The organism is Siccibacter colletis (genome assembly GCF_000696575.1).
Classification (GTDB): Bacteria; Pseudomonadota; Gammaproteobacteria; order Enterobacterales; family Enterobacteriaceae; genus Siccibacter; species Siccibacter colletis.
In genome coordinates, this window is record NZ_JMSQ01000015.1 from 149,794 (window position 1) to 159,543 (window position 9,750).

A 9,750-nucleotide genomic window follows, 5' to 3' on the forward strand; every position below is an offset into this window, starting at 1 on the left:
CGTTGAATCATGGCGCATCGGTTGGTGATTTTGTGTGAGTGGGTCATTCAGAAGATGGTGGTGGGGGAAGGATAACTCGCCGTGGTGCGACTCGCCCTTCGGGTCGTTGCCTGCGGCAACGCGTTCTCGCTACGCTCGAATCGAACCTTAATCGAAGCTTCTCATCCTTCCCCTGTGCAGAGAATCATGGCGCAACAGTTAATGGCTTTTTAGTTTAGCGGATTATGCAGAAGATGGTGGTGGGGGAAGGATTCGAACCTTCGAAGTCGATGACGGCAGATTTACAGTCTGCTCCCTTTGGCCGCTCGGGAACCCCACCAGGGGTATTCATATTGTAGTGGCTTACGCCGATTCACTGCGGAGGCGTGAAGATGGTGGTGGGGGAAGGATTATTCGTCGCTTCGCTCCTCACCCTTCGGGCCATTGCCTTCGGCAATATACTTTCGCTTTCGCTCAAGTCGAACCTTAACGAAGGTTCTCACCCTTCCCGACAGTGCAAACCTCACGTCTGACTATCAGGGTTACCACATCGCTGTGGTTAATAATGGTGGTGGGGGAAGGATTCGAACCTTCGAAGTCGATGACGGCAGATTTACAGTCTGCTCCCTTTGGCCGCTCGGGAACCCCACCACGGGGCAATGCATGTTGCTATTGGCCTGCTTCCTTGTGGGAAGCGGGGCGCATCATATCAAATGAAGCGCCGCTGTAAAGCATTCCTTAAGGGAATCTATGTTGTTTGCGTACTTTTTACCCGTAACGCCGGAAAGCTAAGCAACAGATTCCCAAAAAGTTTAAAGAACAATCGTTCTGTTACCGTAGACGAAGACGCGTTGCGCCAGCACCTGATACAGCGCACGGCTTAAAACGTTTTTCTCAACGTCACGTCCGGCACGCATCATGTCTTCCGCGGTATAAGTATGATCAACGTGAATCACGTCCTGCATGATGATCGGGCCTTCATCCAGATTATCATTCACGTAGTGTGCCGTAGCGCCGATGATTTTCACGCCGCGCTCATAGGCCTGATGATAAGGACGCGCGCCGATAAAGGCCGGCAGGAACGAGTGGTGAATATTGATGATCTTATTCGGGAAACGTGCCACAAACGACGGCGTGAGTACGCGCATGTATTTGGCCAGCACCACGTAATCCGGATCGTAGCTTTCAATCGCCTGCGCCATTAACGCGTCATGCTCTTCGCGGGTATGCCCTTCATGGCTTACCAGCTGGAACGGAATGTCGAAGCGCTCAACCAGCGTGCGCAGCGTGTCGTGGTTGCCGATCACGGCCGCGATCTCCACATCCAGCCCGCCGTAGTTCGCTTTCATCAGCAGATCGCCAAGGCAGTGCGCCTCTTTGGTCACCAGAATAACCACGCGACGACGTCCGGCCGGGTTGAGCTCGCGTACCGAACCTTCCGGCAGCGCGCTGTCGAGATCGGCAAGCAGCGTGGCGTCGTTAAAAATGCCTTCCAGCTCGGTACGCATGAAAAAGCGGCCGGTGCGGTGATCGACGAATTCATTGTTCTGCACGATGTTGAGCTCGTGCTTGTAACAGATATTGGTGATGCGTGCAATAAGCCCTTTCTGGTCAGGGCAGATGGTACGCAGAACTTTACGTTGAAGAGATTGCATCTCGGGGCAGATCCTGTTGAACAGTGTTTGCAATAAGCGTGTTGCTGAAGCCGGTTACTGGCCGCAACACTTTTTAAATTTTTTCCCTGAGCCGCAGGGGCAGGGATCGTTACGTCCAGGCTGCGGGCGCGTTCCGTCGATATAGTACCAACGGGCGCCGTCACGCAGAAAACGCGAGCGCTCGATAATAGCACCACTTTTGTCGTTTTCCTGAAAACGTGCAACAAAGCTGACGAATCCTTCATCAGGCGTGCTGCCGTCGGCTTCCTCGTAAATTGTCAGGCCCAGCCAGTGGGTGGTGGCGAAACCCGCCGCGATGTCAGATTTGAACGTTTCAGCGTGGCAGGATGGGTGCCAGGTAGCCACCAGATAGTCGGCGTTTTTCATCGCAAAAGCGCAGTAACGGGAGCGCATCAGCAGCGCAGGGGTGGCCGGGATGCGGTCAAAGGCCAGGTAAGGCCCGCAACATAAGCTATACTCCAGTGCGCTGCCACAGGGACAAGGTTGCGACACGACGGTCTCCTCAGGATGTTTTTGAATGCGCAAATGCATGTGAGACGCTTATGTTAACCGAGCGCCATCACTGATGCCATGCCACATCGCCGCCCAACCGGTCGGCTCCGGGTATGAACAAGGAAAGCAGTGAGGCGCATTATTCGCGTCAGGGCGCATCATTTTGTTTTACCGCTTCGCTTATTGTAAAACATCATGTTAACACCCTGAAAAAATGAGATTTCTTTGTTACTATCGACGATAACAGTAAGCTTTTGGTGCGATCGCTCGGTTTTGCACCCGTTTTTTGCCATACATCAGCCAATTCTGACAGGCGTTACCGGCTATAGCATGCCACTATTGAGATAACGCACGTCAGGGGAGAGAAAATGACGCAACCATTGACCGGAAAACAGATATTGATCGTTGAGGACGAGCCCGTTTTCCGCTCACTGCTGGATTCATGGTTAACGTCATTGGGTGCGACTACCCAGCTTGCATTCGATGGCGTAGAAGCGCTTGAAAGACTGGCGGAGTGGATACCGGATCTGATGATCTGCGATCTTGAGATGCCGCGTATGAACGGCCTGAAGCTGGTTGAACAGGTTCGGAATGAGGGTAACCAGACGCCGATTCTGGTGATTTCCGGCACCGATAATATGTCGGATATCGCTAAAGCACTGCGTCTCGGGGTGCAGGATGTGCTGCTTAAACCCGTGAAAGATTTTACCCGCCTGCGGGAAACCGTGTTCGCCTGCCTCTATCCAACAATGTTTAATTCCCGGGTTGAAGAAGAGGACCAGCTGTTTCAGGACTGGGATGCGCTGGTCGCCAACCCGAGCGCCGCGGCAAAGCTGTTGCAGGAGCTGCAGCCGCCGGTTCAGCAGGTGATGTCCAGCTGTCGTATTAACTATCGCCAGCTGGTGGCTGCCGATGAGCCTGGCCTGGTGCTGGATATCGCACCGCTCTCTGACCAGGATTTAGCCTTTTATTGTCTTGATGTAACCCGCGCCGGAGATAATGGCGTACTGGCTGCTTTATTATTGCGCGCTTTATTTAACGGGTTATTACAGGAGCAGCTTTCACGCCAGCGTCAGCGCTTACCGGAGTTGGGTAATTTACTTAAGCAGGTTAACCAACTGTTGCGCCAGGCAAATTTACCGGGGCAATTTCCGCTGCTGGTTGGTTATTACCATAGCGGGTTAAAAAATCTGATATTAGTTTCCGCAGGCCTTAACGCCACCCTCAATACTGGTGAGCATCAAATTCAGTTAAGTAACGGTGTTCCGCTTGGAACATTAGGAAATACTTACTTAAACCAAATCAGCCAGCGCAGCGACTCCTGGCAGTGCCAGATCTGGGGCGCTGGCGGGCGTCTGCGCCTGATGCTGTCTGCGGAATGAGCATTTGAACCGGGGATCTCAGATAGCTTTTCCGGGCTGTCTGAGCCGGTGGTAATATCTCGTCAGCTTTATTCGTATTAGTCCTAAATTGCCGCTGCGGCGGGTATTCGGGCGCGGATTTAATTTCTAACCTGATATACTCGAACGCGTTTTTAATTGACGTACAAGTGTAAAACTTGAAAGGTCCAGGAGAATTTACATGGCTGCCATTAATTCGAAAGTGAAAAAAGCAGTAATCCCTGTCGCGGGATTAGGAACCCGGATGTTGCCTGCTACTAAGGCGATCCCGAAAGAAATGCTGCCACTGGTTGATAAACCGTTAATTCAATATGTTGTTAACGAGTGTATCGCTGCCGGCATTACCGAAATTGTTCTGGTTACCCACTCTTCAAAAAACTCCATTGAAAACCACTTCGATACCAGCTTCGAACTGGAAGCCATGCTGGAAAAACGCGTGAAGCGTCAGCTGCTCGAAGAAGTTCAGTCTATTTGCCCGCCGCACGTGACCATCATGCAGGTGCGTCAGGGGCTGGCGAAAGGCCTCGGTCACGCGGTGATGTGTGCCCACCCGGTTGTGGGTGACGAGCCGGTCGCGGTGATCCTGCCTGACGTTATCCTTGATGAGTTTGAATCTGACCTCTCTCAGGACAACCTTGCCGAGATGATCAAGCGCTTCGATGAGACTGGCAACAGCCAGATCATGGTTGAGCCTGTAGAAGACGTGACCGCATACGGCGTGGTTGACTGCAAAGGCGTGGAGCTGAAAGCAGGAGACAGTGTGCCGATGGTCGGTATCGTTGAGAAACCTAAAGCTGATGTAGCGCCGTCCAATCTGGCTGTCGTAGGCCGTTACGTTCTCGGCGCTGATATCTGGCCTCTGCTGGCCAAAACCCCTCCGGGAGCCGGTGACGAGATCCAGCTGACTGACTCCATCGCAATGCTGATGGATAAAGAGACTGTTGAGGCTTACCACATGAAAGGCAAGAGCCACGACTGCGGTAACAAGCTGGGCTACATGCAGGCATTTGTTGAATACGGCGTTCGTCACAAAACTCTGGGCGCAGAATTCACTGCCTGGCTCAACGAGACTGTAGGCGACAAAAAGTAATCTCATTTATCGCAGGATAAAGCAATGAAAGTAACCGTGTTTGGTATTGGCTACGTAGGTCTGGTGCAGGCAGCCGTGCTTGCGGAAGTCGGGCATGACGTAATGTGCATCGACGTGGACGAGGCTAAAGTAGAGAACCTGAAGCAGGGGATCATCCCTATCTATGAACCTGGTCTGACTCCCTTAGTGAAGAAAAACTATGAAGAGGGTCGATTGCATTTCAGTACCAATCCGGAAGAAGGGGTTAATCACGGCGTGATGCAGTTTATCGCCGTTGGCACGCCGCCGGATGAAGATGGTTCCGCCGATCTTAAATATGTTGTCGCCGTGGCGCAGACCATTGCGAAATACATGACTTCGCATAAAGTCGTTATCGACAAATCGACGGTACCAGTAGGCACCGCAGATAAAGTGCGCGGCGTGATGCTGGAAGCGCTTAAGCAACGCGGCGTGGAGCTGAACTTCGATGTGGTTTCCAACCCGGAATTCCTTAAAGAAGGTGCGGCGGTGGCCGACTGTATGCGCCCTGAGCGCATTGTCGTCGGTACTGATAACGAGGATGTGGTCGATCTGCTGCGCGAGCTGTATGAGCCGTTTAACCGCAATCACGACCGTATGATCCTGATGGATATCCGCAGCGCAGAGCTGACCAAATATGCGGCCAACTGCATGCTGGCGACCAAAATCAGCTTTATGAATGAAATCGCTAACCTTGCAGAGCGTCTGGGCGCGGATGTTGAGAAGGTGCGTCAGGGCATCGGCTCCGACTCCCGCATCGGCTACAGCTTCATCTATCCCGGTTGCGGCTATGGCGGCTCGTGCTTCCCGAAAGACGTGCAGGCGTTGATCCGTACCGCAGAGCATATCGGCTATGTGCCGCGTCTGCTCAAAGCGGTGGAAGACGTCAACGACGATCAGAAAATGAAGCTGCCTGATTTCATTCGCCGTCATTTCGGTGAGGATTTAAACGGCAAAACCTTCGCACTTTGGGGGCTGTCATTTAAACCCAATACCGATGATATGCGTGAAGCTTCCAGTCGCGTGCTGATGGAAGAGCTGTGGAAACGCGGCGCCTCCGTGCAGGCCTACGATCCGGAAGCGATGGATGAGGCGCAGCGTATTTATGGTCACCGCACTGATTTACGTCTGATGGGTACCAAAGAAGCCGCCATGCAGGGCGCAGATGCGCTGGTTATTTGCACCGAGTGGCAGAGCTTTAAAGCGCCTGATTTCGATATCATCAAAAACGTTCTCAGAGAGCCGGTAATTTTCGACGGACGTAACCTGTTCGATCCGGAAAGATTGCGTAAACGCGGCTTCACCTATTACGGTATTGGCCGTGGGGCATCCCTCAATATTGCCTGATTGATCCCTTAAATAAGGGGCAGAAAGCGTTCTGGCTTTCTGCCCCTTTTTCTTTGCCAGTACTCTGTCGCTGATGTTCCATTTCTTACGATGGCCGCCTGCTGCCAGTCAGTTCTCACAAAGCTGTATCCACATCTGTACAAAATAAACCTGCTACGGCTGGCAGAATTATCACCAGCTAAAATTTCATACGAGATAACAACAGCTGAGAGCTATAACGAAAATGTGCGGTGTCCAACATTAATTTTATATAGTTTATTTATCGTAACGCAGCGAAATCATCTGATGCGCCCACACAATGGTGTGCAAAAATTAACCTTAACGCGGGGGGAACTGAGCAGGGGCTATAACATGGTGTACCACAGAAACAAAAAATCCCGCCGGAGCGGGATTTTGGTTAACGAATTAACGCCAGAGCATTACTCGTTGATCAGGAAATCATCAAGCTGTTTACCCTGCTCATCCATGGCTTTCTTGATGACAGCCGGAGTACGGCCCTGGCCGGTCCAGGTTTTAGTTTCGCCATTCTCGTCAACGTAGCTGTATTTAGCCGGGCGAGCAGCGCGTTTGGATTTAGCGCCGGTTTTAGCTGCACCCATGCTGTTCAGCAGTTCGTTAGGATCGATGCCGTCAGCAATCAGCATTTCACGGTATTGCTGAAGTTTGCGAGTACGCTCTTCGATTTCCGCAGCAGCAGCGCTTTCTTCTTCGCGACGCTCATTAACAACAACTTCTAATTTTTCCAGCATTTCTTCAAGCGTTTCGAGAGTGCATTCTCTGGCCTGGGCACGAAGAGTACGGATGTTGTTCAGAATTTTAAGTGCTTCGCTCATTGTAGTAATCTCAAACTTTATATTGGGGGTGGTTTGTTCTGCTAATAATAGAGTCTTAATTTACGTTCTGCAATAGCTGAGAATGTAAGGAATTCAAAATACCTGAATTAATGACCCGTTTTTAAATAGCCGTTTCTTAATTTCAGCGCGCTCTGTCACACCGAAAAGGCGTTCCGCAAGGCAAATTCATATCCTGAAACAGCTGGCGACTGGCGCTCACTGACCCGCTAATATTGTGAGTATGGATAAATATCAACCTTAAGTATTAGCGCGTTGTATCCGCCTGAGTAAGTGTGAGCGTGATTATTATTTTACGCATTCTGTGCTTTCATTTTATATAAAACTGGCACCAGACCCTTTGCCTGCCGCCGGTAATGGTGGCGGGGGAACCCGCGTGGCGGCACGCCCGGTAATGCGCCAGCGCTATATATTTTATGGCCTCGCTTAACGTAAAACCCTGACAGCGCCGCGGGATTAGCGGCTGTTTATGACAATGTATATGCTACAATCGCGCGCATCGTAATATCCGAGGAGCGACGCTGTAAATGGCGCAACTATATTTCTATTACTCCGCAATGAATGCCGGTAAATCCACGGCGTTGCTGCAGTCTTCGTACAATTATCAGGAGCGGGGTATGCGCACCCTGGTCTACACCGCGGAAATTGACGACAGGTTTGGGGCGGGGAAAGTAAGTTCTCGTATCGGGCTGTCATCGCCCGCCAGCCTTTTTAACACGGATACCGCGCTGTTTGAGGATATTCGTTGTGAGCACGAGCGTAATCCCATTAATTGCGTGCTGGTGGATGAGAGTCAGTTTCTGACGCGTCAGCAGGTCCATGAACTGTCAGAAGTGGTGGATGTGCTGGATATCCCGGTGTTGTGCTATGGGCTGCGTACCGACTTCCGTGGGGAACTGTTTAGTGGCAGCCAGTATTTGCTGGCATGGTCGGATAAGCTGGTTGAATTAAAAACCGTGTGTTTCTGCGGCCGTAAAGCAAGCATGGTGCTGCGGCTTGACCAGACGGGTAAACCCTATGCTGAGGGCGAGCAGGTAGTTATAGGGGGGAATGAACGCTATGTCTCGGTGTGTCGTAAACACTATAAAGAAGCGCTCGCCAGAGGCTCGCTACAGGCGATTAACGCGTAACGTACAGGCATGTTCCAGCCATAAAAAAACCCGCCTTCCGGCGGGTTTTTTACGGGCATTACGGTTATGCCATTTTTTTCGCTTTCTTGTCTGCTTTTACCACTGGCAGCGCTTCCTGTTTAGCCGGGGTATCACCTTCGGTGAATTCACGGCCATAGAAGCTGTCGAGCAGGATCTGTTTCAGCTCGGCAATCAGCGGATAACGCGGGTTAGCGCCGGTGCACTGGTCATCAAAAGCATCTTCAGAAAGTTTATCCACGTGGGCCAGGAAGTCTGCTTCCTGCACGCCCGCTTCACGGATTGACTTCGGAATACCCAGTTCAGCTTTGATGCTCTCCAGCCATGCCAGCAGCTTCTCGATTTTCGCTGCGGTGCGATCGCCGGGTGCGCTCAGACCCAGGTGGTCTGCGATTTCAGCGTAGCGACGGCGTGCCTGCGGACGGTCGTACTGGCTGAATGCCGTCTGTTTGGTCGGGTTATCGTTAGCGTTGTAGCGAATCACGTTGGAGATAAGCAGGGCGTTCGCCAGACCGTGAGGAATATGGAACTGGGAGCCAAGTTTATGCGCCATTGAGTGGCATACACCGAGGAAGGCGTTAGCAAACGCGATACCGGCGATAGTCGCTGCACTGTGAACACGCTCACGCGCCACCGGGTTTTTAGACCCTTCATGGTAAGACGCCGGCAGATTCTCTTTCAGCAGTTTCAGTGCCTGCAGAGCCTGACCGTCAGAGAATTCAGAGGCCAGTACCGATACGTAAGCTTCCAGAGCGTGAGTAACCGCATCCAGACCACCGAAGGCGCACAGCGATTTCGGCATGTCCATCACCAGATTCGCGTCAACCACCGCCATATCCGGAGTCAGCGCATAGTCTGCCAGCGGATATTTTTGCCCGGTTGCATCGTCGGTCACCACGGCAAACGGGGTGACTTCTGAACCGGTACCGGAGGTGGTGGTCACGGCGATCATTTTCGCTTTCACGCCCATTTTCGGGAACTTGTAGATACGTTTACGGATATCCATAAAGCGCAGCGCCAGCTCTTCGAAATGGGTTTCCGGATGCTCGTACATGACCCACATGATTTTCGCGGCGTCCATCGGGGAGCCACCGCCCAGCGCGATGATCACGTCCGGTTTAAAGGCGTTCATCAGCTCGGCACCTTTGCGCACCACGCTCAGGGTTGGGTCAGCTTCGACTTCGAAGAACACTTCTGTTTCGACGCCAGCGGCTTTCAGCACAGAGGTAATCTGGTCTGCATAGCCGTTGTTAAACAGGAAGCGGTCAGTGACGACGATGGCGCGTTTGTGACCATCAGTAATCACTTCATCCAGCGCAATCGGCAGCGAGCCGCGGCGGAAGTAGATTGATTTCGGAAGTTTATGCCACAACATGTTCTCAGCTCGCTTAGCAACGGTTTTCTTGTTGATCAGGTGTTTCGGACCAACGTTTTCAGAGATGGAGTTACCACCCCATGAACCACAACCCAGAGTCAGAGAAGGCGCAAGTTTGAAGTTATACAGGTCACCGATACCGCCCTGAGACGCCGGAGTATTGATGAGAATACGCGCGGTTTTCATCATCTGACCAAAGTAAGCGACGCGTTCCGGCTGGTTGTCCTGGTCAGTGTAGAGACAGGATGTGTGACCGATACCGCCCATTGCCACCAGTTTCTCCGCTTTTTCTACCGCATTATCAAAGTCTTTGGCGCGATACATAGCGAGAGTAGGGGAGAGTTTTTCGTGTGCAAACGGCTCGCTCTCATCCA

Annotated in this window: 8 protein-coding genes, 2 tRNA genes and 2 other RNA genes; 4 read left to right on the forward strand and 8 right to left on the reverse strand. The window is 52.0% G+C overall.

Annotated features, from left to right (window positions below):
* Nucleotides 1–55: 55 nt before the first annotated feature.
* The 6 genes from ET34_RS22020 to ET34_RS0115705 all read right to left on the reverse strand — a co-directional run bounded on the left by ET34_RS22020 (nt 56) and on the right by ET34_RS0115705 (nt 2,147).
* Nucleotides 56–186: non-coding RNA, RtT sRNA (locus ET34_RS22020), on the reverse strand.
* Between the two features lie 48 nt (nt 187–234).
* A tRNA-Tyr gene (locus tag ET34_RS0115690) sits at nt 235–319 on the reverse strand.
* Nucleotides 320–372: 53 nt separating this feature from the next.
* Nucleotides 373–503: non-coding RNA, RtT sRNA (locus ET34_RS22025), on the reverse strand.
* 42 nt (nt 504–545) lie between these two features.
* Nucleotides 546–630: transfer RNA gene (locus tag ET34_RS0115695), tRNA-Tyr, on the reverse strand.
* 161 nt (nt 631–791) lie between these two features.
* Complete coding sequence (purU, locus tag ET34_RS0115700) at nt 792–1,634, reverse strand: formyltetrahydrofolate deformylase (protein ID WP_031523638.1); 843 nt, start codon at nt 1,632–1,634, stop codon at nt 792–794.
* Between the two features lie 54 nt (nt 1,635–1,688).
* Nucleotides 1,689–2,147 (reverse strand): YchJ family protein, encoded by a 459-nt coding sequence (locus ET34_RS0115705; RefSeq protein ID WP_072002045.1) that lies wholly within the window; start codon nt 2,145–2,147, stop codon nt 1,689–1,691.
* 368 nt (nt 2,148–2,515) lie between these two features.
* Here ET34_RS0115705 and rssB point away from each other — a divergent pair, with 368 nt between their 5' ends.
* From rssB to ET34_RS0115720, 3 genes are all read left to right on the forward strand, one after another.
* A complete protein-coding gene (rssB, locus tag ET34_RS0115710) occupies nt 2,516–3,529 on the forward strand; it encodes a two-component system response regulator RssB (protein ID WP_031523641.1) in 1,014 nt (337 codons plus the stop codon).
* A gap of 199 nt (nt 3,530–3,728) precedes the next feature.
* Nucleotides 3,729–4,637 carry a UTP--glucose-1-phosphate uridylyltransferase GalU gene (gene galU / locus ET34_RS0115715; RefSeq protein ID WP_031523643.1) on the forward strand — a complete coding sequence of 303 codons (909 nt, stop codon included), beginning with the start codon at nt 3,729–3,731 and terminating at the stop codon, nt 4,635–4,637.
* 24 nt (nt 4,638–4,661) lie between these two features.
* Nucleotides 4,662–6,002 (forward strand): UDP-glucose dehydrogenase family protein, encoded by a 1,341-nt coding sequence (locus ET34_RS0115720; RefSeq protein WP_031523645.1) that lies wholly within the window; start codon nt 4,662–4,664, stop codon nt 6,000–6,002.
* Between the two features lie 419 nt (nt 6,003–6,421).
* Here ET34_RS0115720 and hns read toward each other — a convergent pair whose 3' ends face one another.
* Complete coding sequence (gene hns / locus ET34_RS0115725; RefSeq protein WP_031523647.1) at nt 6,422–6,835, reverse strand: histone-like nucleoid-structuring protein H-NS; 414 nt, start codon at nt 6,833–6,835, stop codon at nt 6,422–6,424.
* Nucleotides 6,836–7,380: 545 nt separating this feature from the next.
* Between hns and tdk the strand changes: the two genes are divergently transcribed.
* Nucleotides 7,381–7,983 carry a thymidine kinase gene (tdk, locus tag ET34_RS0115730; protein WP_031523648.1) on the forward strand — a complete coding sequence of 201 codons (603 nt, stop codon included), beginning with the start codon at nt 7,381–7,383 and terminating at the stop codon, nt 7,981–7,983.
* A gap of 64 nt (nt 7,984–8,047) precedes the next feature.
* Here the strand turns inward: tdk and ET34_RS0115735 are convergent.
* Nucleotides 8,048–9,750: iron-containing alcohol dehydrogenase (locus ET34_RS0115735; RefSeq protein ID WP_031523650.1), on the reverse strand; the 1,703-nt coding region annotated here is incomplete at its 5' end.

Excerpts from the sequence above, each read along its gene's own strand:
- rssB (WP_031523641.1), top strand. The coding sequence starts at position 2,516 with ATGACGCAACCATTGACCGGAAAACAGATATTGATCGTTGAGGACGAG.
- purU (WP_031523638.1), bottom strand. The coding sequence starts at position 1,634 with ATGCAATCTCTTCAACGTAAAGTTCTGCGTACCATCTGCCCTGACCAG.
- tdk (WP_031523648.1), top strand. The coding sequence starts at position 7,381 with ATGGCGCAACTATATTTCTATTACTCCGCAATGAATGCCGGTAAATCC.
- galU (WP_031523643.1), top strand. The coding sequence starts at position 3,729 with ATGGCTGCCATTAATTCGAAAGTGAAAAAAGCAGTAATCCCTGTCGCG.
- hns (WP_031523647.1), bottom strand. The coding sequence starts at position 6,835 with ATGAGCGAAGCACTTAAAATTCTGAACAACATCCGTACTCTTCGTGCC.
- ET34_RS0115720 (WP_031523645.1), top strand. The coding sequence starts at position 4,662 with ATGAAAGTAACCGTGTTTGGTATTGGCTACGTAGGTCTGGTGCAGGCA.